Raw genomic sequence first — 22114 nt, forward strand, 5'->3', positions numbered from 1 at the left:
GTGGGTTATTTACTCTTCAACGAATGCCTCACCTTGTGTCATCCACTTAGCAGCTGGTTTGCCTTTTAAGTAATGATCAAAGTACTGCATCATACGTACTGAAAAATCGACCTGATTAGGAAACTTTTTCAAGTGGTGTGGTTCACCTTCGTATTGTAAAAATGTAGCATCTTTTCCTGCACGGCGCAGAGCTAAGTAGTACTGCACGCTCTCATGCCAAGGTACTGCATCGTCTTTGTCGCCAGACATTATTAAGATAGGCGTATTAACTTTGTCTGCAAAAAATACTGGTGAGTTTTCTATATAAAGTTCTGGTGCTTCAAATAAGTTTTTGCCAATACGGCTTTGTCCTGTTTCGTATTGAAATTGACGAGCAAGGCCCGATTTTAAACGTATGCCACTGTAAGCACTGGTCATGTTTGATACTGGCGCGCCAGATACAACCGCTTTAAACATATCTGTTTGGGTTATCATAAACGCACTTTGATAACCCGCCCAAGAGTGACCTTGTAAGCCTATTTTATCTGGGTCGGCTATGCCTAAATCTATTAATTTTTGGGTAGCGTTTATCATGGTTTGCGTTGACGATTTACCAGGGTGACCTATTTCAAAGCGAATATCAGGTAAAAATACCGCATAACCGTTTGAGGTAAACATAGGGAAGTTAGGGCGATGATTTAATTCCATCTTAGGAAAATCAAACATGCGTTGACTCATGTAACGATAAAAATACACAACCACAGGTACTTTATCGCCTTTTTTATAGCCCGCTGGTTTTATAAGTACGCCTTGTAAGTCTTCGCCATCAAAACCTTTATAGCTAATTAGCTCTGGCTTTTCGCCCCACGCAAAATTATTAATTTGTGGGTTTAGCGTGGTCACTTGTTTTGGTGCGCTAAAGCTAAAATCTGTTTGGTAGTAATCAGGAAATTGGCTATAAGTTTGCGAGGTAAATAAGTACTTGTCAGCCTTTTTGGCTTTTTTAACCATATCAAAGCGTTTATTACCGCTAAGCACCTTAGTTAGTGTGTTAGTGGTTAAGTCGAGCTTTGCAACTTCGCTTTGTTTAGTTTGTAAGTTAATAGCAGAGACAAGTAATGTATCGCCTTTTTTAAAGCCCACTTGGGTTTTATCAAGCTTAATAACACGGTACTGCGTATTGCTTTGCTTACCATTAGTTAGGCGTTTAGCTTGCTGCGTTTTTACGTCAAATGCCCAAATATCGTACTTACTATAAGCAAGCACTTGGCTGCTATCGGTCATCCAACCAGCAAAACCATAACCAGGTTGGGTAGATGGGTAGTCGTGTTTGTCATCAGCAAAGGTTGCCTGAATAGCTTTTGTAAGCGGTGTTACTTTATTATTTTTTAAATCTTTTAACTGTATTTGGCTATCGCTAAAATAAGCCGCAAACTCACCACTTGGTGCAAGGCTTGGTCTAAACGGGTAGTTGCTAATAATGGGTGTTTGCTTACCTGTATTTATATTTACTGCAAAGTAATCAGCAAAAAAACCGCCGTACATTATTTTTTCTAGATAGGGGATGTTAGATGAGCCAAGTAAAGAGGCATCTCGCTCAGGGTTCAGTGCAACCTCAGGCATATTAGTGGTACTTAGCTGTACCACTTTTTGCGAGTTAACGTGATATACCGCGCTGTAATGGCGATTTTTATTAACTTGATTCCATTGTTGTTCTTCACGTGGTTTTATTTGCGCATCGTTGTTATGCCATACATCTAAACCTTTATGTTCACGTATGGTATCAAAGTCGTACAATGAGGCTTCATCGGTATATTCTTTGGCTTTTACTTTAGCTGCTAATTTTGGATGGTTTTCAAAATATAAGCGCTCGCCATTTTCTGACCACTTAAGAGAGGCTGTTTTACCTAAAACCCATGTTTTATCAGGTGATGCTATTGTTGAAAGTTTATCGTTTTTATATAGCTGTAAACTATAGCTACGGCGACGCGTGTCATCATTTACATAATTACCCAATGTAAACGCTGCAATGTTGTCAGTTGGGTGCCACGCTATTTTATTTGCGATTACGCCCGGTTCATCAATTAATACGCTGTTATTAAAGTTACTTAGCTCAATTAACGCTATTTGGTTGTTATTACCGTCGCTGTAACTTTGACTCACTAATAGTTGGCTGTTAGCTGAGTTAATAGCGTAGCTAAATACGTTTTCTATTGTATGGGTGCGTTTATCAGATAAATTTACGATAACAAGCGCATAGCTCTTATCTTTTTTATCGGGCGTGATAGCGTTATCTTCTTCGTTTTTAGTGCTATCGGTTTTATCTTCTACTTTTGCGTCATCGTCTTTTTTATTTAAACGATAAGCAAGCCACATACCGTCATCAGATAACGTGTAATCTTTTACATCAGCAAAGTTTTGTTGGGCACCTGATTGCGTGTTTACGAGTACCAGATTGTTTTTAAGGGTGTCTTTTTTTTTGGTTGTTTCTTTTTCAAGTAAGGTAGGTACTTGTGTAAAAGCGACCCAGTTTGCCGCTTTATTAATATGAGGCTTAGTGCCGCGCTCTACTTCTGCGATGAGAGTATTGCTTTGTAGTGAGTAAACTTGGCCTGTTGCATTACCACGATACGGCGTTGCACTAAAAGTGAGTACTTGACCATTGTCAGACAGTTGCGTGCTTTTTGCTGATTTAAAACCAAATACATCTTTAAATTGTAGCGATTCTTTAGCGTGTATGGCGGCGCTAGTTAAGCTAGCAATGAGTGCTGTGCTTAATAGGGTGAGTTTTGTTTTCATTATTGATTCTCGTATTATGACATGGTTTCATTGTAACGAGTTTGGTTCATAATTCGAGCGGATCAGATAAATGGCAGTTACATACGACAAAACGACCCGTAGGTCGTTTTTTAGTATTTAATTTAGTATTTAATTTATTAATTTAGCAGTAATTACAGCCAAATTTTTTGCAGCTCAAGCCATTGTTTTTCAAATTGAACACTGGGCTTTGCTTTAAAGTCGCTGCGTACAAACTGATTCATTTTTCCTTCAACGTAGGCAAGTAAAAAGTTTGCAAGAGTAAGCTCATCACTTTGAAAGTTTTTACCTTCACGTAATTTACGCTCACGAAGTACTTGTTTAAACTGAGTTTCTAATTTTTCAAACAGACTTTGTACACGCTCGCGTAAACGTTCCTGCTCACCTTGCAATGCGTCGCCGGTTAAAATACGGGTAATGCCTGGGTTTTTTTCAGCAAAGGTTAGAAGTAATAATAAAATGTTGTAAATGCGCGTTTGGCTTTCTTTTTCGTTTTCAATAATAATATTTATACGCGATAAAAGGGTATCTTCAATAAACTCAATTAAGCCCTCAAACATACGTGCTTTGCTAGGGAAGTGGCGGTACAGCGCGGCTTCAGATACGCCTACTTCAGCAGCTAGTTTTGCTGTAGTGATGCGTTGACCTAAATTAGTTTCTAACATTTGTGCGAGTGCTTGCAGTATTTGCTCTTTGCGATTACTTCTTTTTGTCGCAGGCATGAACATTCCTTTTTATTAGTTATTCTTAGTGGCGCAGTTAAGAACCCTAGTCATTTTTTGTTCAAATGAATGGCGTATGTTAATGTTTTATTCAGTTTGTTTCCAGCCTTTTTATAGATGTTTAGCCAGCTGTTCGATCACCTTGCGAGCTATTTCTGTTTTACTTGTTGTTGGTAATTCTAGTTGTTCATTATGCCAGTACAGTGTTAAAGCATTATGATCTGAATTAAACCCTAAGCCACTTTTTGATACGTCATTAGCGCAAATCATATCTAGATTTTTATTTTGTAGTTTACCTTTAGCATAGCTTTCTACATTTTGAGTTTCGGCGGCAAACCCAACCGTATAAGGACGGTTTTGTTTAAGATTGGCAATAGCTGCAATTACGTCAGGGTTTTTAGTTAAAGTAAGGGTGAGTTCGTCGCCTTGTTTTTTCATTTTTTGAGTCGCAATGTTTGCCGCTCGATAATCTGCTACAGCGGCGCAGCCTATAAATGCATCTGATTGTGGTGCATAAATTAATGATTCATTTAGTAACTGCTCAGCGCTTTCTATATTAATAAGGTTTACGCCAGTAGGGGCTTTAATGTTTACAGGGCCTGAAATTAAGTTAACCTCTGCACCGAGTTGCAAAGCAGCCTCTGCCAGTGCATAACCCATTTTTCCAGAGCTGTGATTTGATATAAAACGTACTGGGTCGAGAGGCTCACGCGTTGGGCCTGCCGTTATTGTGATTGTTTTTCCTGCAAGTAATTGCGGTTGCTCTTTTGCTATACATAGGGCAACAAGCTCATGTGGTTCTAGCATGCGTCCAGCGCCTACATCGCCACACGCTTGCTCACCTTTCCCTGGGCCCCAAATTAGTACGTTACGTGCTTTTAATGTGGCCAAATTAGCTTGTGTAGCTGCGTGTGCATACATTTGCTGGTTCATTGCTGGTGCAACGGCCACTTTTGCAGGCGTTGCGAGCAGTAACGTTGTTAGTAAATCATCAGCAATGCCGGCTGCCATTTTAGCAATAATATTACACGTCGCTGGAGCAACTAAAATTAAGTCAGCCCATTTTGCAAATTCAATATGGCCCATTGAAGCTTCAGCAGAAGGGTCTAGCAATGAGTCAGAGACTGTTTCGCCACTAACGGCTTGCATGGTCAGTGGTGTAATAAAGTGTTTAGCTGATTCAGTCATAACTACTTTTACTTCACAACCAGAGTCTTTTAATCGCCTAACGAGTTCTGCACATTTATAAGCTGCAATACCGCCGGTAATACCTAGTACAATTTTTTTGTTTGTTAAGTTAGTCATGGATGTTCATCAGTTTTTATTAAATATTGGGCTTAAAATAACAAATCTTTAGCCATACAGCGAAGTTTTTTAATTCGAAATAACAGGCTAAATTTCAAATTTGCATTACATTTATAAGACACTTTCGCCTCTCAAGGATGAATAATGCAACTTACTTCACTACCAAACTCACTTCGACCTCGTGAAAAATTGATCGCAAAAGGGGCTAAAGCACTCAGTGACGCAGAGCTTCTTGCTATATTTTTACGAACAGGGTTACCGGGAATGAATGTAATTGAGTTGGCTCAGCATTTATTAAACGAGAATAAAACACTTCATAATTTGTTTAATGCAAGCATTGAGGAGTTTTGCTCTCAAAAGGGGTTAGGGACCGCTAAGTATGTTCAGCTACAAGCTGTGTTAGAGCTAAGCCAACGTTATATGCAGGAGCGTTGCCAACGAGACGCCGTGTTTAATTCGCCAAACTCAGTTTACGATTACCTAACAATTCAAATGCGGGGCTTACAACAAGAAGTCTTTATGGTGTTATACCTAGATAGCCAAAATAGATTAGTAAAAGATGAAATACTTTTTTATGGCACAATTAATTCTGCCAGTGTGTACCCGCGTGAAGTGGTAAAAGCTGCCCTTAAAAATAATGCAGCCGCTGTTATTTTTGCGCATAATCATCCAAGTGGTATTGCAGAACCGAGCCAAGCAGACAAACTTATTACTAATAAATTGCAGCAAGCACTGCAATTGGTCGACATAAGTGTGCTCGATCACATCATTGTTGGTGGAGAAACGTGTGTTTCGTTTGCCGAGCGAGGCCTGATTTAGCTTTGTTAGATACAGAAGTGTGTTAAAAATGAGCTGTTTAACGTGTTTTGGCAAATTAGTTTAATTTAAATGCAGTTTTTACTTTCCCTAAGGGCATTCGATCTTTATAATTAGCCGCTATCAAATTTACATATATGAGCTGATTGGATAGATCAGTGTTTGATCTTTGCCTGTAAAAGCTGTATAAAGAGCGCCCTTCGATTTATCTCTAGGGCGGAAATACACGGCCTTAGATTAAATTAAGCTCGAGCGAAGTTATTGGAGATATATAGACATGTCTAAAGTATGTCAAGTTACAGGTAAGCGTCCTGCGGTTGGTAATCACCGTTCACACGCGAGAAACGCGACTAGACGTCGTTTCCTACCTAACCTACAAACACACCGTTTTTGGGTTGAAAGTGAAAAACGTTTTGTAACATTACGCACTACTACTAAAGGTATGCGTATTATCGATAAAAAAGGCATCGACACGGTTCTTACAGAAATCCGTGCTCGCGGCGTTAAAGTTTAAGGATCTGAATCATGCGCGATAAAATCCGTTTAGTTTCAACTGCCGGTACTGGTTTTTTCTACACTACTGACAAAAACAAACGTAACATGCCTGAGAAGATGGAAATCAAAAAGTTTGATCCAAAGATTCGTAAACATGTTCTTTTTAAAGAAGCTAAAATTAAGTAATTTTAGTTCTTTTAGAATTTAAAAACCCAGCTTAGGCTGGGTTTTTTGTTTTTAAAAATATGATTAGGGAATTGATATAAAAAAACCTCGTTGGCATAACCAACAAGGCTTTTAAGTCAAAAAACGAAAACACAATTAGATTTTTGTGAATGCATCTTGTAGTGGTGGTACTACTTGCTTTTTACGGCTCAGTACACCCTCTAACCATACTTTATCATTTTCTGGTTTTACGCCATAAGCCTGCTCAACTAAGTTTGCATCGTCAGATACAATTAGCATTTCTGAGCCTTCTTTCATTATATCGGTAAGCAGTAAAAATACCGAGTGGCGGTTGCCCTCAACTTTTAGCTTAGCAATATCGGCTGCAAGGTCTGCTTTAATATCGTCAAAAACAGCAAGGTCGATTACTTCTAATTGGCCAATGCCTACTAGGTTACCGTTCATGTTGAAGTCTTTAAAGTCACGCATTACTAAATCACGTGCTGGTGTGTCTTCTACCGCAGATTTAACGCGGAACATATCCATACCCAATTCTTTAAAGTCATCGATACCTGCAATTTCAGCAAGCGCTTCAACACATTTAATATCGGCAGTGGTACATGTTGGTGATTTAAATATGACTGTGTCGCTTAAAATTGCACACATCATAATACCCGCGATGTCTTTAGGGATTTCTACGCTGTAGAAGTCGTACATCATTTTAATAATAGTGTTTGAACAACCAACAGGACGAATCCAGCATTCAAGCGGAGTAGATGATGTTAAGTCACCTAATTTGTGGTGATCTACCACGCCAACAACGCGAGCTTGGTCGATATCATCGGGTGCTTGTGTTTTTTCTGTGTGATCTACAATATACACATCTTCACCCGCGTAGCTTAATTTAAGCTCTGGTGCTTCGAAGCCAAATTTATCAAGGATAAATTGAGTTTCAGGTGAAATTTCACCAAGACGAGTTGGAATTGCAGGCTCATCGATTTGGTTTTTTAAATAAGCCAGTGCAATTGCACCACAAATAGAATCTGAATCTGGGATTTTATGGCCCACTACATACATAGACATTGACGGAACTCCTTTAAATTTGCCGATATTCTAACAAAGTCTGCGGCCTTTAACATATAGACAGCGCAATTAAGTTTTAGTTACACTTTAAAATCTTGAATTTACTAGGTGTATTAATATGCGACTGGGCCGTAAAGGTTGGAACAACGTTATAATATTTTCGATGTTGATTATGATCTTCTTCTTAAATGGCTGGCATAAGCAACTTTTTGGAGGGGAGGATAAACCAACATTACAAGCCGTACTCCCCCAGCAAAGTTTTGTACTGACACTGCAATTTGTTGATCAAAAAATTGAGCGAATAGGAACAAGCTGGCGTACAACCCCACTACAAAAAGACATACCGCTTGTGTGGCAAGCATCTGAGCAGCAACTTAGTGATTTAATTAACCAATGGCAAAGCGCGCAGTTAATGGGCGTTAACGAATCTGTTGTTTTTAATCCTAATGAGCCTTTATATGTTGCTACATTTGAGTTGGCTGGCGAGAGTTTACCTTGGGTTTATTTGCTTTATAAAGGCGATGGGCAATATTACTTACTCGAAAAGAGTAGCCAACGAATACTCGCACTCGATTTAAAAACTGCACAGCAGTTATTTCCTAGTTTTGATTTTTCACAAAGTGAGTCTAATTAATGCCTGAATTACCAGAGGTAGAAGTGAGCCGAATGGGCATCACTCCCCACATACAAAACCAAGTAGTTACTAAGGTAAATATTTACAATGCCAGTATGCGCTGGCCAGTGCCAGATGACGTGTATCAACTTGAAGGGCTAATTGTTACTAGTATTGAACGACGAGCTAAATATTTACTTTTACACTGTGAGCTTGGAAGCACTATTTTACACTTGGGTATGTCGGGTAATTTACGTGTTGTAGAAAAAAATGAGCCGCTTAAAAAACATGACCATGTTGAGTTTATTTTTGGCAACGGTAAAGCACTGCGCTTAAACGATCCTCGTCGCTTTGGTTGCTGCTTATGGCAAGAGCGAGGTGAAGTGCATAAGCTACTCTCTAAGCTTGGCCCTGAGCCGCTTACCGATGATTTTTTTGCTAAACGCGTGTACGAACAGTCGCGCAATAAAAAAGTACCCGTAAAGCAATTTATTATGGATAACGCAGTGGTGGTTGGTGTTGGTAATATTTACGCGAATGAATCGTTATTTAAAGCGGGTATACATCCAAAGCGAGAAGCGGGAAAAGTATCGCTCAAACGTTATCAAGCACTTATCCCTATTATAAAAGACACGCTTGCTGCGGCTATAATACAAGGTGGTACAACGCTTAAAGACTTTGCACAAAGTGATGGTAAACCAGGGTATTTTGCTCAAGAGTTATTAGTATATGGGCGCAAAGGCAAGCCATGTATGACGTGTGAAAACGAATTGGAAGAAATTAGATTGGGGCAGCGCAGTACTATTTTTTGCTCAAATTGCCAAAAGTAGTTATCTAGTTATCTAGTTATTTGAATATTTAGTTATGTAAATTTTTTCGATTCTAAATTTAATGATATTTAAGGGCCAGCTTTAAAAGCTGGCCCTTTATTTTAAAGCTCGAACGGTGCTACACCGACCGCTTTCATTTTATATCCTACCTGCGCTATTTCGCCCGACCATGTTTGTGTACTTATGACTCCAGTTACAACAATTGCGTCGTATAGGCTATCTATTGGTACTCCACCTTTAATTGTTACATGGACTATTTGATTTGGCGGTGGTGGTGGTACGTGTATACAGGCGCCAAAATAAGGGACGAGTAAAAACTCAGTAATGACTTCGCTATCGCCCTCAAGTGGTACAACAAAGCCGGGTAAGCTTACCGATTGCCCATCAAGTGCTTTTACTACTGGTGCATCTAAATCGGGTTGCACCCAGTTTTGATCACTACCTTCGTGATTAGCTTGTGCTTGAGTGTCTATTTGCACGTGGTTTTTAGGGATTAAGTCTTCCCAAAAAATTTCTTTTGGTGGATTGGCACTGCTTATAAAGCTTATAAATAATAAGCTAATACACAAGCTGTAATTAACTGCTGTTTTAAAAAATGTCATAGAGTACCTAAAAATTATGCTTTTATACTCATGCCATCGCTGAGTGAATAAAAATAAGCGCGAGTAGCGGGTATTAAGCCAATAATAAAACCGGCTGCCATAATAACGCCGATTAAGCCCAGTTCATAGTAAGAGAGCATTGTGATATTTACGCTTATACCAGCATGACTTTGTAAGTAACCGCTGGCTGAAAAAATAACTAAATAGTAAAGCGCACTACCTACTAGGCAACCAAGTAAAGTGGTTAGTAGTGACTCAATACTTATAAGTGTAAATAAATGCCAAGGGCGAGCGCCTACCGAACGTAATATAGCAAGTTCGCGACGACGCTGACTTAAATTTGCAAGCAATGTCGTTAGCATGCCAAGTAGGCTTACTAACACGACAACAGCTGAGAATAGTAAAAGTATTTTTTCTACTATGGCGAGCATTTCCCATAACTCTTTAAGTGTTACGGTTGGCATAATGCCAAGCAGGGCTTCTGGCTTATATTGATTTATATTGCGCCTAATTTGTAGTGTGTACAAAGGCGAATTAAATCCCATTAAAAATGCTGTAATTTGTTTTGGATGACCCGTTAAATCATTATGCTTTTCGTGTTCAGCGTGAGCTGGACTTGAACCGCCGTGAATTAAATCGATTGCAGCTAAAGGTATATGCAATGTTTTATCAACAGGCGTGCCTGTTGGATTTAAAATGCCGACGATTTTAAATGGGTTGTCGTCATGATGATGAAAGCTGGTATTACCCATACCGTGCGATATAACAATAGAGTCGTTAAGTTTATAACCTAATTTATTTGCAACTTCACTACCTAGCACCACTTCGTTAATTGCAGCAAAAGGGTGGCCTTTGTTAAAGGTTAAACTTTGTTTTTTTGCAAAGCGATAATGGCTAAAATAATCAAGTGTTGTGCCTAGTACCGCTTGGCCTTTATGGCTGTCGCCTAGGCTTATAGGTATGCTCCATTTTACGCCTCGCTGACTTGTTATGTATTCATAACTTTTCCAGCTTACGCCGTTATTAGTATGGCCGATTCTAAATACCGAAGAAAGCAGCAACTGTATGTCGCCGGTACGTGCACCCACAATTAAATCAGTGCCCGAAATAGTATTACTAAAACTACTTTTAGCATCAATTCGTACACGCTCAATACTTAAAAGTAGCATTACACTAATTGCGATAGTAAATAATGTAAGCAGTACACTTGCGCGGCGGTTTAATAAGCTTTTGTAAGCAAGTTTAGCGAGAATCATACTTGTTCCTGCAAGCTTATAAGGTCAATAGAGCGGTTAAATAAAGGCTTTAGTGTTTCATCGTGGCTCACAAATACCAGCGTACTATTAGATAACTTTGCCTGCTCAAACAGTAGGTTTATAAAGCTTTCACGGTTATTTGTATCGAGTGCGGAGGTGGGCTCATCAGCAATTATTAATTCAGGGCTGCCTATAAATGCACGAGCGGCAGCAACGCGCTGTTGCTGTCCAATACTAAGCTCTGCTACATCCTTATGATGGTACTGCGCAGTAAGGCCTAAAGCATTTAATAATCGTATGGCTTCTTGTTGTAATGCAGAGTTTTTATTTGATGACTGTTTTAATATTTTTTGTTTGCGGCTTTTTGAAAACTCACACCCAAGCGTTATATTTTCAATAGGTGTTAAATAAGGGAGTAAGTTAAAGTTTTGAAAAATGTAGCCAATATGATCTGCTCTAAACGCATCACGGGTAGTATTGCTTAATGTAGTTAGATTTTGGTCTAAAATTGATACCTCACCGCTAGTGGCTGTATTAATGCCAGCAAGAATCGCTAATAATGTCGATTTACCTGAGCCACTAGGACCGTGTAAAAAAATATGCTCACCTTTTTCAATAACTAGCTCGTTTATACTGAGCGTGGGTGAACTGTCGCTTTTATGCCATTTAAAAGTAACGTTTTTTAGATTTATCATTATCTGGTTACCAACCCCAGTAGTTTAGATCTTTACGCATTTTAAGCTGTCTTATTATATTTAGTGGTTTGGATTTTAGTTTATCGTTACTTTGTAAAAATTCATTAGCTGCATTTAATACGCGCTGGCTAGATTGACCATCGGTATACGGATGAAGTTCTTGGCAATAGCTTTCTATGTTTTGCATTAAATCACTAGGTTTAGTAAGCGCATGTTCAATAGCTGCTTCTACTTCATCAGCGTCGGTAATATCGAGTAAATGAGGAAGGGGCTTTTGATTACAAAACGTGACTACCGGTTTACGTAGTAGTAAGAACATTAAAAGAACTGACGATGTATCGCACAGCATAACATCGGCTGCTTGGAGTAACGGCAATACATTATCGGTTTCAATAAATGTTAGATTTTCGTTACTCAGCGCTTTGTATTTATTAACCCATTCGGCAGGCATTTTAGGGTGAAACTGCATCAAAATACGCCATTTACCTTGTTCACTAAAATGTTTTATTTGCTCATATAGTTTAGGAGCAAGTGACAGCTTCCGTGAAAAAGTAGAGCATATAAGTAAAGTGGGGCGAGAGTCGTCACTTATATAAGGGTTATTTAAGGTATCGTTAAAAAGCGGATCGAGTGTTGGCCAACCGGTTTCAACTACTTTAAAGAAACCATGCTGCTTAGCTAGCTCTTTAAATCGGGTTGTTGTATTTGGCCCTTGCGTGCAATATAAATCGTAACAACCACGAATAGTAAAATGCCCACGATTACCTTCAGAGCTGCGTTTTTCAGAATTAAAACCATGAAATACAGCTACTTTTTTACCCGGAATAAAGCCTGGGACTATATTTCCTGGTATAAATGTAATGTTTGGAGTCCAGCTTTTAACATCTTTAATTGTATCTAAACGCTGCTCGTTTGCGGCTAAAAAGTTGGGGTTTACTTCGCTACCAGCTAAAAACCAACGTACTTCACCACCATGTGCCAATATCTGCGCCTGCAAAGGTCTCAAAATAGCGTACGAGTAATTTTGAGAAATATACATTAAGTATTTTTTATTTTTAGTGGCAGTTAAGTAGTTCAAGCTATCTCCTCAGGCTGGTTAGCACATTAAGTTTACCCCATTGCGACCTGCTTATAAATATATGCCTTTATTTGTTTTAAGCATCCGATTGAGCTTTGAGGTTGGCTAGATTATTATACAGCTCATATAACCCCATACCATACTTTGCTCAAAGAGCATCCCTAACCCCGGAGATAGCATGACTAGCTATAAAGTTTTAGACGTAAACGATGATTTACCCATTCGTACCAAAGGTGAAGTACACAGCGGTAAAGTTCGTTCAGTTTATTGGTTAACTGATGAAGACAGCGCGCGACTAATTAAAGATAAAGGTTACAAAGTGCCACAGGGTACTGAGCTTGCGATTATGGTTATTTCAGACCGAATCTCTGCATTTGATTGCATTTGGCAAGCTGAAAATGGTTTAAATGGCGTACCAGGTAAAGGTATAGCGTTAAACTCGGTTGCAGCCCATTGGTTTAAGTTATTTGATAAAGCGGGTCTTGCGGGTAACCACATTGTTGATATTCCGCATCCATATGTATGGATTGTGCGCAAAGCCAGTACTGTAAAAGTAGAGGCAATTGCTCGCCAGTATATTACCGGTAGCATGTGGCGCGATTACGCTAAAGGCGTACGTAATTTTTGTGGTATTGATTTACCAGAGGGCTTAAAAGCCAATCAAAAACTTGATAGCGTTTTAATTACGCCATCAACAAAAGGTATTATTGAAGGCGTTGCCGATATTCCGGCCGTCGATGATGTAAATATTACTCGCGCTAACATTACTAATAACTTAGATGTATTTAACTTTAAATCGGCAGATGATGTAACAAAATACGAAAAACTGTTAGTTGAAGGTTTTAAATTAATTAGTGATGAACTTGCTAAGCTTGACCAGATTTTTGTAGATACAAAATTTGAGTTTGGTTATGTAGAGGATTTAAATGGCGCACAGCAACTTATTTATATTGATGAAGTAGGCACGCCTGATTCGTCACGTATTTGGGATGAATCTGCTTATCAAGACGGTAAAGTTGTTGAAAACTCTAAAGAAGGCTTTCGCCAATTACTTATTAATAATGTGCCAGAGAGCGACGTATTATTAAATAAAGATCGCATGAGTGAGCGTGAGCAGTTAGCTAAAGATTATATTTTACCAGAATCAGTAATGCTTGAAGTGTCAAATACCTATGTTGGCATAGCGAGTAAAATTGTGGGTAAAGATATTGTGATCCCTGAAGATCCTCGCCAAGAAGTAATTACTATTTTAGATAACGATTACGGATTAATTGTTAAATAGCAGCACTTAAGTGCTAACAAAGCCAGTAACTAAGTCTTTATTTTTAGTTACTGGGCTATAATTCTTGCAATTAGTGCTCGTCTCTAATTAACTTAACCTAACATTAATATTTAGGTGTTGTTATGTTTGAACGGGCATTGCAAAAATTTGTAAAAAGCAGTTACTTTTTAGCTATAGGTTTGTTTTTTAGTCAGTTTGCTTTAAGTGCTAATATTGATTTAGTAATAGAAGATCAACATGGCCAAAAGTTATCAGGTGCAGTGGTTGAGCTTAATATTGCTGACAAACAAGCCACACCATCAAATTTGCCCATTGCTATAATGGATCAAGTTCATAAGCAGTTTTTACCCGAATTATTAGTTGTACAACAGGGTCAAAAAGTTAACTTTCCTAACAGCGATAATATTCGCCATCATGTTTATTCTTTTTCACAAGCTAAGCCTTTTCAACTAAGATTATATTCAGGGCAACCAAAAGAGCCCATTACGTTTGAGCAACAAGGGGTTGTTGTTTTAGGGTGTAATATTCATGATTCTATGGTGGGCTATATTTATGTAGCGAGTAGTGAATCCGTATATAAAACAGATAAAAAAGGCCATGTAAGTTTGCCTATTAATACACTACCTGCACAAGTGAGTGTGTGGCATCCTTTACAAACAGCGCCATTGGAGAATAAAAAAATGATAACAATTAATTCTCAAAAACAGTTACAGATAACTGTAAATACATCCTCTCCAGCACCTAGAAACACTTTTGGTAGTAAGTTTAAGGCTGGTAATGACTAATAGTTTACGAAATCGCATAACCATTTTATGTGTTGGCTTAGTGTTATTAACCACTATGGTCAGCTTGTTTAGTTTTTGGTGGTCTACGAGTAAGTTTCAAGAACAAAAAGTAAATCAAGACATTACCGTAGCGCAAAATGTTTATAAGCAATATTTAAAATCAAAAGAAAGCCTACTGTTAACAGCCGCTAAAGTATTGACATCAGATTTCGGTTTTAAGCAAGCTGTAGCTACGCGAGATGCAGGAACAATAAGCAGTGTGCTATTCAACCATAGCCAGCGTATTGATGCTGAGCTAATGTTGTTACTTGATTTGTCGGGTAAATTAATATCAGCTAATACAAATGAAGATGCTTTTGCACATGACTTAAAACCGCTAATGGAAGAGCTTTTAAGCGCGCCCGAAGAGTCTAGCTTTGTAGTGCTTAATAATGAACTCTACCAAATTATTTTATTACCAGTAAGAGCACCGCGAACAGTAGCCTATAGTTTAGTAGGTTTTAAAATTGATGATAATGTAGCCCATGAACTAAAAAGCTTAACAGGCATGGATGTAAGTTTTATAGGCAGTGCTGACGATATTGTTATTAGCTCATTAGCTAATCGCCCTGAGCAATTTGAGCCTGTTAGCTATTTTAGTACCGTAACCACATCGCGTTTTTTTGGTGAATACTTGGTGTATCGTAACCGCGATATAGACCTACCATCGTTATTGACCCATCCCATAATTATTTTACTGAGTGCCGATTTAACACAAAGTTATAGTGACTTCGAAAAACTGTTATTTACACTTATTATTTTAGCTATTTTAACTATGTTTGTGGGTGTAGTTACGAGCAGTATATTTGCAAATAATTTAACTACGCCACTTACTCAACTAGCTGTAATTGCAAGGCAGTTTGCGCAAGGTAACTATGCCTTTGAGTTTAAAGGTCAAAGGCAAAGTACCGAAATAGACACTTTAGTAGCCGCGTTTGATAGCATGGGTAATGATATTAATCAGCGCGAGCAACAAATTAGCTTTCAAGCCAGGCACGACTCCCTAACAGGCTTTTATAACCGCTCAGCAATGCTTGAGGTGCTTGATGAAGAGTTGGATTCATCAGCCGAGTACACGCTTGTTGCAATAGACATAAAAGGTCTTCGTCATATTAACGACAAGTTAGGCCCGCGCATCGGCGACGACTGTTTAAAAGCGGTCGCTTGCAGAATAAGTGAGTTTTCGGATGAGTTAGGGGGCTTTCATGCACGTATTGGTGGCGATGAGTTTTTAACGGTATTTCCGACTGCTGCAGTACGTGAGCAAAAAAGCGGTATTGTGGGTTTAATGGCACAATTGCAAGCGTGCTATACAATTCAAACACTTAAAATTAATTTACGCTTCAGTGCGGGCATTGTGCAGTATCCTACGCAAGGTATTGCGAGTGATGACTTAATGCGCCGTGTACTAATCGCAGTAGAAAGTGCAGCTAATAATCAAGAAAGCATACATCACTATCAAAATGGTGAGGACGAAGCGCATTTAGAACGCTTAATAATGCTTGATGAATTAAAGCAGGCAATTAGTGATGACGATGGCCAGTTATTTATGACTTATCAGCCTAAATTACACATGAAAACGCAAAAAATAGATAAAGTTGAGTCACTTATTCGTTGGCAACGAAAAGACGGAAGCTGGGTTAATCCCGAGCTATTTATTGACTTAGCGGAGCAGTCGGGGCTTATCGTTGAGCTAACCGCGTGGGTAGTTAATACGGTTATTGCACAAGTCGCTGATTGGCAATCTAAAAATATAAACTTACAGGCTGCAATAAATGTATCTGCGCAAGATATAGCATTTCCAGGTTTTCATTCCGCATTAGTACGCACACTTAAAAAGTATAAAGTAGATCCTAAATTGATCACTATTGAGCTTACTGAGCGCGATATGATCGAAAACGAAGAGAAAGGTATTAAAGCGCTCGAAAATCTTAAGGCAATTGGCGTTAAAATATCATTAGATGATTATGGTGTAGGGCAAACATCACTTGGTCGATTAAAAATGTTACCTATTGATGAGCTTAAGCTAGATAAGTGCTTTATCCTAAAACTTGATGAATCGCAAAAAGATCAATTTATAGTGCAATCATCAATTACGCTGGGGCACCAGCTAGGTTTCTCGGTTGTAGCTGAGGGGGTTGAAACGCTTGGCTCGTTAAATCTACTTAAAAGTATGCATTGCGACCATGCACAAGGATATTACCTAAGTAGGCCTCTAAAAGCAGAGCTATTAGAGAAATGGCTAGAGGAATACTATGAAAAAAATTAAATGCTTATTAGCTAGTCTATTATTAATATTTACTTTACCAAGCGTAGCAAGCAATGGAAAACTGCTAGCTACGCCGGGAGTCTCTCAAATAGAAGGCAGTGGCGGCGGTGGTATTGTACCGTGGGCACAACTTGCTGGGTACGCAAGTGATGACGAATTTTCGGTAAATGGCTTTTGTAGCCGCGCAGATGTAACCGACTACACACTTGACGTATGTGGTGCACAACTTAATTTATTTAATCGTGTTGAGCTCAGTTATGCCCAACAGCGCTTTGATGTACCAGCACTTGATGCTGAAATAGAGCAATCAATTACAGGTGCTAAAATACGTTTATATGGTGATATTGTTTACAGTGATTGGCCACAACTTAGCTTAGGTATTCAGCATAAATCACTGGATGATGGCAGTATTGCAACACTTGTAGGCGCAGAAGATACTAGCGGCACTGACTACTACCTCGCTGCTAGTAAATTACATTTAGGGGCCATTGCTGGTTATAACTGGTTTTGGAACGTAACTACACGATACAGCGAAGCTAATCAACTTGGTTTGCTTGGCTACGGTGGAGAAAATGGTAGTGGTAAAGTGCTATTTGAAGGCAGCACAGCTATATTTTTTAGTCGTGAAGTAGCCGTAGGTGTTGAGTATCGTCAAAAATCAAATAACTTAAACTTAGGCGAACAAGATTGGAAAGACTTATTTGTAGCATGGATGCCTAATAAGCACGTAAGTGTGACAGCGGCTTACCTTGATTTAGGGAGTATTGCAGGGGCTGACGATCAAACAGGTTGGTACCTATCGGTAACAGGGTATTGGTAATGAAAAGCGTTGGTATTTTTTTAATCTGTGTAGGATTACTTTGCGGGTGCGCGAGCTCAACTCAGTTATCACTTTATCAAAAGCTGGATGGTAAAGCGGGCTTGGCTCGAATAGTCGATAGTTTTATTTATCAGATAGGTAATGATGAGCAAGTTATTCATTACTTTGAACACAGTAATATAGAACATTTTCGTCAAGGCTTTATTACTCATATGTGTATGTTAGTTGAGGGCCCATGCACATACGATGGCGACTCTATGGTGGCTATTCATACAGGTATGCATATTACAGAGAAAGACTTTAACCGTGTAGTTGATTTACTTATAAGTGCAATGAATGAGCAAAATATCAGCCATAGCTTACAAAACGAGATACTCTCACGAATGGCGCCACTTCGTGGTGAAATTATAAAAATGTAGCTATATTAGGTTTTAAAGTAATCATTAAGTAAAGGGAACCTTGCTTTGATGCCATTGTCCACATAGAATTATTTCATAAAAACAATAATAGGCAAATATAGCTTGTATGGCTTATCTATTCATCTCTCGCAAAAATGTACACGCAAAATACTATAAAAAAATAATCAAAAAATTGTCGATGGATTGCCAATTACATATCATGGGAGCGCCTAAGCTTTCTGCTGTTAAATATTTAAAAGATGCGTTTCAAGTTAATTTTACTGATGTGATTAACTCTCAACTAAAACGTAAAAGAGCACGTAATGCTATCTGGAATAACCCTGTTATTACTACTGTTTATACTGCAGGATTAGTTTTATTTGAACGATTACGATACGCTAAATATTTAGCCTTATTAACCGAGACTAATCCTGAGTGCATTGTTATCTGGAATGGCAATAAACTTCCAAATACCACAGTTGCTATGGCAGCAAAAGCGCTAGGTATTAAGCAATTTTATTATGAGAATGGTTTGCTCCCCGGCACAAGTAGTTTAGACCCTAGTGGCATAAATTATAATGCGTCGTTAAGCCGTGAACCTTCTTTTTATCTAAATTTTGATCCACAGGATGAGTTAAATTTTTGCGCACCAGATTTAATTCCAAGAGCTGATCATAAAAAGCGCTGTGAATTTGAATGCGCTGATGTGCCAGAACGCTATATATTTGCACCTTTTCAGGTCCCTCACGATACTCAGTTAGCGAGTTTTTCGCCTTGGATAGATTCCATGGATATGTTTTACGAGGAAGTTATTAAAGCGGTAAAGAGTCTGAACGATCCTAATTTAAAAGTGGTTTTTAAAGAGCATCCGTCGTGGCATAAGCATTACGCTCATCTTTATGAAAAAGACTCGATTGCAGTTTTTGCTAATGGAAATCAAACGAGTGATTTGATTAAGTGCGCTGAAGCGGTAGTAACGATTAATTCAACTGTCGGCTTAGAAGCATTACTGCTAAATAAACGAGTTTTAACTCTTGGACAAACCTGTTACAACATTGAGGGTTTGGTAAAGCATGCAAGCACTGCAGAGCAACTAGCAGAGAATATGAACGAAGTAGTGCAAGGCTGGCAACCAAACACATTATTAAGGGATAAGTTTTTTAGCTTTATTGAGCATGTATATTGCATTCCTGGTGTTTGGAAACACACCGAAGATAAGCACATTAAAGCGATTGAAGCGCGTTTTACGGGTAATGATGAGTTTGCTAAGTATCATGGCAATAAGGAAAACTAATGAAAAACCTAATTAGCTGTCAGCAATTGCACGAGCAACTTAATAATCCTGCATTAGTGATATTTGATGCAGGTATGCTGCGCCCAGGTGTTTTAGGTACTTATTCGCCGCAAGCTATGCTGCCTAACGCTAAACGTTTTGACATAAAAAACGAGTTGGCCGATAGATCAAATCCCTTAACAAGTACGGTATGCAGCGAGCAGCAATTTACTCACGTGATGCAAAATGCAGGTGTAAATAACGACTCGTTTATAGTTGTATACGAAGATGGCGGTTTATTTAGCTCAGCAAGAGCATGGTGGATGTTTAAAGCTATGGGGCATCACAATGTTAAAGTACTCAGTGGTGGCCTTAAAAAGTGGTTAGAGAGCGGTTTCGCCACACAACAAGGTTATAGCAAAGCGTCAGGTAGAGGTGATTTTACGGCAAACTATAATTCTGAGTATTTTATTAATAGCCAACAAGTGCTTAACGAAATAGATGAACCTAACACCGTATTACTAGATGCACGTGCTTATAAGCGTTTTACAGGCGAAGAAAGCGAACCCCGAAAAGGCATGCGTAGCGGGCATATCCCAAATAGTCGCTCGTTGCCTTTTATGGATTTACTCAATGAAGGTGAAGCAAAACCACTAGCTGAAATTAAAGCGATATTTAGTGACGTGGTTGATGATGCGCAGCAGTTACAATTTAGCTGTGGCTCGGGTATTACGGCGTGTGTTTTAGCGTTATTTGCTACTGAATGTGGGTACAAAAATTTAAGTGTTTACGATGGCTCGTGGAGTGAGTGGGGCGCAAGTGATTCACTACCCATCAGTACGGGTGAAGCATAAATGTGGTTAGCGTAGAACTTACTCACGCGAAAAGCGCAGTAAATTACTTTACTACCTTTTAAAACCATAAGGGCAATTTTTACAACCATTTTTGCAGCACGAACCACGCTTTAAAAAAAACCACTTACTAAATACCATGTAACCACTTTGCATGGTGTAGTCGAGCCCTTCAATTAAATTTTCATTACCTCTAAATTGTTTTGCAAAGTCTATTTGGATTTTAATAGGTTGTGTATAAACACCCTCTAAAAAAATATTTATTTTATTAAGCGTGCACTTGCGGCATAAACAACTTGTTGCTGTGATATCAAGCGGTAAAATAGCTGGCAGCTCATTGCACCAACACGCTGATATATCGTCTACATTACACGTTAAAGTGTTGTCGCATTGAGTACAGTTAAGTTGAGTCATTATAATTCTTTTTAGTAACAGTGAGCCAAGAATAACAAATATTATGAATACACAAAAAGCATTAGCTGAATTTATTACGTTTGGTGAACAAAGAGATGAAGCTATATCGGTTATCGTTTCAAGCCCTGCTGATAACAATAAAGTTCATTATACTCTCTCAACCGAGGTTTTAGTTGATGTGCTAAAGCGATGTTTGAGTAACGAAATAGACTTAGATGATTTAGAACTTTGGGCAAACGTAATTGAATCGCGAGGCGATATTGATTGCACTGAGCACGAAGGTGTTATTTATGCGCTCAGTAATAGTGAGCAAATGGGAGAGCTTAATCATCAAAAGCTTGCTCAAATAGTTGCGTTAGTAAAAATTTGATTTGTCTAAAAAGCGAGATATAAAACCTCACCTACAAAAAACCGCATTTAACTTAAATGCGGTTTTTTTACAATTAGCGATTACCGCTTTAAGCGATTATTTATGGTATCCCAAGCACGTTTCGACTTCGTTTTTAGAACCTAAAATAACGGCTACTCGCTGGTGGATTGCATCAGGCTGAATGTCCATAATACGCTCGGTACCCGTTGAGGCAATACCGCCTGCTTGCTCTACTAACATAGCCATTGGATTTGCTTCGTAAAGTAGGCGTAATTTATTAGGCTTTTTAGGATCTTTAGTGTCTATAGGGTAAGTAAATAAACCACCACGGCTAAGTACGCGATGCACATCGCCCACCATTGCTGCAATCCAGCGCATGTTAAAGTTTTTAGCGCGAGGGCCAGTATCACCTGCTAGCAAATCATTTATATAGCTCTTCATCGCTGGTTGCCAATGGCGTTGGTTAGACGTATTAATTGCAAATTCGTTTGTATCAGCAGGAATATCAGCAAAATCTTGTGTTAGTAAAAAGCTGCCTTGTGTTTTATCAAGGGTAAACATGCGCGTGCCTTTACCTGTAGTTAGCGCAAGCATAGTTGACGGACCGTAAAGTACGTAACCTGCTGCAACTTGCTTGTGGCCTGGCTGCATAAATATGCTTTCGTCAGCGGCATCAGAGCCTTCAGGCGCTTCCATAATGGAAAATATAGTACCGACAAGCGAGTTAATATCGGTATTTGACGAGCCATCAAGTGGATCAAATGCCACTATAAATTTAGCATCTGGGTTGCCTGCTACTGTGTAGTCTTCTTCTTCAGACGCGATTGCTTTAACAGTGCCTGATTCCAGTAAAATATCTTTTAACAGCTGATTAGATAATACATCGAGCTTTTTTTGAGTTTCGCCTTGAATGTTTTCATCAAGGGTTGAGCCCAATACGCCAGAAAGCGCGCCTTGACCAACGCGAAACGAAATTTCTTTACATGCCGCTAAAATTGTTCGAATTAATGATAAAAGTTCTCTTGAACAACCATCTTCAAGTAATACTGGAGGGAGTCTACGCATTCTATTTTCCTGATAACGTGTTAAAACCAATCATAATGTGAGAGAGATTAGCTTAGAGCGCTGAAATTCGTCTTAAATAACTGTATTGTTTA

At 38.8% G+C, this 22114-nt stretch carries 23 protein-coding genes; 13 read left to right on the plus strand and 10 right to left on the minus strand.

Translation table 11 applies throughout. The features are described from left to right. Nucleotides 1-9: 9 nt before the first annotated feature. The 3 genes from GQR55_RS04910 to coaBC form a co-directional block, all read right to left on the minus strand. Nucleotides 10-2778, minus strand: coding sequence for a prolyl oligopeptidase family serine peptidase (locus tag GQR55_RS04910; RefSeq protein WP_166419672.1), 2769 nt, complete (start codon nt 2776-2778; stop codon nt 10-12). A 152-nt stretch (nt 2779-2930) separates the two neighbouring features. Then, nucleotides 2931-3518 (minus strand): nucleoid occlusion factor SlmA, encoded by a 588-nt coding sequence (gene slmA, locus GQR55_RS04915; protein ID WP_007581932.1) that lies wholly within the window; start codon nt 3516-3518, stop codon nt 2931-2933. Nucleotides 3519-3629: 111 nt separating this feature from the next. Next, a complete protein-coding gene (gene coaBC, locus GQR55_RS04920; protein ID WP_166419673.1) occupies nt 3630-4823 on the minus strand; it encodes a bifunctional phosphopantothenoylcysteine decarboxylase/phosphopantothenate--cysteine ligase CoaBC in 1194 nt (397 codons plus the stop codon). A gap of 144 nt (nt 4824-4967) precedes the next feature. Between coaBC and radC the strand changes: the two genes are divergently transcribed. From radC to rpmG, 3 genes are all read left to right on the plus strand, one after another. Then, on the plus strand, nt 4968-5642 hold the full coding sequence (gene radC, locus GQR55_RS04925; RefSeq protein ID WP_024598926.1) for a DNA repair protein RadC: 675 nt from the start codon (nt 4968-4970) through the stop codon (nt 5640-5642). Nucleotides 5643-5916: 274 nt separating this feature from the next. Continuing rightward, nucleotides 5917-6153, plus strand: a complete 237-nt coding sequence (gene rpmB / locus GQR55_RS04930) for a 50S ribosomal protein L28 (protein WP_004335549.1) — start codon at nt 5917-5919, stop codon at nt 6151-6153. A gap of 11 nt (nt 6154-6164) precedes the next feature. Next, complete coding sequence (gene rpmG / locus GQR55_RS04935) at nt 6165-6320, plus strand: 50S ribosomal protein L33 (protein ID WP_004335545.1); 156 nt, start codon at nt 6165-6167, stop codon at nt 6318-6320. A gap of 135 nt (nt 6321-6455) precedes the next feature. On the opposite strand, the gene GQR55_RS04940 is transcribed toward rpmG, so the two are convergent. Then, nucleotides 6456-7382 (minus strand): manganese-dependent inorganic pyrophosphatase, encoded by a 927-nt coding sequence (locus tag GQR55_RS04940; protein WP_166419674.1) that lies wholly within the window; start codon nt 7380-7382, stop codon nt 6456-6458. A gap of 118 nt (nt 7383-7500) precedes the next feature. On the opposite strand from GQR55_RS04940, the gene GQR55_RS04945 reads away from it, so the two are divergent. Together GQR55_RS04945 and mutM are read left to right on the plus strand one after the other, a co-directional pair. Then, the gene (locus GQR55_RS04945) at nt 7501-8016 is read left to right on the plus strand and encodes a hypothetical protein (protein WP_024592812.1); all 516 of its coding nucleotides are present in this window, start codon (nt 7501-7503) and stop codon (nt 8014-8016) included. Further along, nucleotides 8016-8825, plus strand: coding sequence for a bifunctional DNA-formamidopyrimidine glycosylase/DNA-(apurinic or apyrimidinic site) lyase (mutM, locus tag GQR55_RS04950; RefSeq protein ID WP_166419675.1), 810 nt, complete (start codon nt 8016-8018; stop codon nt 8823-8825). Before GQR55_RS04945 ends, mutM begins: the two co-directional genes overlap by 1 nt. Nucleotides 8826-8926: 101 nt before the next feature. On the opposite strand, the gene GQR55_RS04955 is transcribed toward mutM, so the two are convergent. Genes GQR55_RS04955 through GQR55_RS04970 form a run of 4 tightly spaced genes read right to left on the minus strand, consistent with a single transcriptional unit; the run spans nt 8927 to nt 12456 of the window. Continuing rightward, nucleotides 8927-9427: a DUF3299 domain-containing protein gene (locus GQR55_RS04955; RefSeq protein ID WP_165740325.1), complete on the minus strand. Its 501-nt coding sequence runs from the start codon at nt 9425-9427 to the stop codon at nt 8927-8929. A 14-nt stretch (nt 9428-9441) separates the two neighbouring features. After that, nucleotides 9442-10683 (minus strand): ABC transporter permease, encoded by a 1242-nt coding sequence (locus GQR55_RS04960; RefSeq protein ID WP_166419676.1) that lies wholly within the window; start codon nt 10681-10683, stop codon nt 9442-9444. Further along, nucleotides 10680-11378 carry an ABC transporter ATP-binding protein gene (locus GQR55_RS04965; protein WP_166419677.1) on the minus strand — a complete coding sequence of 233 codons (699 nt, stop codon included), beginning with the start codon at nt 11376-11378 and terminating at the stop codon, nt 10680-10682. Before GQR55_RS04965 ends, GQR55_RS04960 begins: the two co-directional genes overlap by 4 nt. 7 nt (nt 11379-11385) lie before the next feature. Then, a complete protein-coding gene (locus GQR55_RS04970) occupies nt 11386-12456 on the minus strand; it encodes a CDP-glycerol glycerophosphotransferase family protein (protein WP_197238931.1) in 1071 nt (356 codons plus the stop codon). 178 nt (nt 12457-12634) lie between these two features. Between GQR55_RS04970 and GQR55_RS04975 the strand changes: the two genes are divergently transcribed. The 7 genes from GQR55_RS04975 (at nt 12635) to GQR55_RS05005 (ending at nt 20176) form a co-directional block, all read left to right on the plus strand. After that, the gene (locus GQR55_RS04975; protein WP_166419678.1) at nt 12635-13738 is read left to right on the plus strand and encodes a phosphoribosylaminoimidazolesuccinocarboxamide synthase; all 1104 of its coding nucleotides are present in this window, start codon (nt 12635-12637) and stop codon (nt 13736-13738) included. A gap of 122 nt (nt 13739-13860) precedes the next feature. Beyond that, a complete protein-coding gene (locus tag GQR55_RS04980) occupies nt 13861-14523 on the plus strand; it encodes a methylamine utilization protein (RefSeq protein ID WP_166419679.1) in 663 nt (220 codons plus the stop codon). Beyond that, nucleotides 14516-16831 (plus strand): EAL domain-containing protein, encoded by a 2316-nt coding sequence (locus GQR55_RS04985; protein WP_166419680.1) that lies wholly within the window; start codon nt 14516-14518, stop codon nt 16829-16831. Before GQR55_RS04980 ends, GQR55_RS04985 begins: the two co-directional genes overlap by 8 nt. Next, the gene (locus tag GQR55_RS04990) at nt 16818-17651 is read left to right on the plus strand and encodes a DUF3034 family protein (protein WP_024592821.1); all 834 of its coding nucleotides are present in this window, start codon (nt 16818-16820) and stop codon (nt 17649-17651) included. Before GQR55_RS04985 ends, GQR55_RS04990 begins: the two co-directional genes overlap by 14 nt. Further along, nucleotides 17651-18070: a group 1 truncated hemoglobin gene (locus GQR55_RS04995; protein WP_166419681.1), complete on the plus strand. Its 420-nt coding sequence runs from the start codon at nt 17651-17653 to the stop codon at nt 18068-18070. The genes GQR55_RS04990 and GQR55_RS04995 overlap by 1 nt, the downstream gene beginning before the upstream one ends. A gap of 106 nt (nt 18071-18176) precedes the next feature. After that, entirely contained in the window at nt 18177-19343 is a 1167-nt protein-coding gene (locus GQR55_RS05000) for a capsular biosynthesis protein (protein ID WP_166419682.1), read from the plus strand. Then, nucleotides 19343-20176 (plus strand): sulfurtransferase, encoded by an 834-nt coding sequence (locus GQR55_RS05005; protein WP_166419683.1) that lies wholly within the window; start codon nt 19343-19345, stop codon nt 20174-20176. Before GQR55_RS05000 ends, GQR55_RS05005 begins: the two co-directional genes overlap by 1 nt. A 51-nt stretch (nt 20177-20227) precedes the next feature. On the opposite strand, the gene GQR55_RS05010 is transcribed toward GQR55_RS05005, so the two are convergent. Continuing rightward, nucleotides 20228-20587 carry a DUF5522 domain-containing protein gene (locus tag GQR55_RS05010; RefSeq protein ID WP_166419684.1) on the minus strand — a complete coding sequence of 120 codons (360 nt, stop codon included), beginning with the start codon at nt 20585-20587 and terminating at the stop codon, nt 20228-20230. A 43-nt stretch (nt 20588-20630) separates the two neighbouring features. Between GQR55_RS05010 and GQR55_RS05015 the strand changes: the two genes are divergently transcribed. Beyond that, nucleotides 20631-20957, plus strand: a complete 327-nt coding sequence (locus GQR55_RS05015; protein WP_166419685.1) for a hypothetical protein — start codon at nt 20631-20633, stop codon at nt 20955-20957. Between the two features lie 96 nt (nt 20958-21053). On the opposite strand, the gene GQR55_RS05020 is transcribed toward GQR55_RS05015, so the two are convergent. After that, nucleotides 21054-22022, minus strand: coding sequence for a class 1 fructose-bisphosphatase (locus tag GQR55_RS05020; protein WP_166419686.1), 969 nt, complete (start codon nt 22020-22022; stop codon nt 21054-21056). Nucleotides 22023-22114 lie beyond the last annotated feature (92 nt).

Origin of the sequence: Pseudoalteromonas sp. Z1A8 (assembly GCF_011378855.1) — a bacterium.
Taxonomy (GTDB): domain Bacteria; phylum Pseudomonadota; class Gammaproteobacteria; order Enterobacterales; family Alteromonadaceae; genus Pseudoalteromonas.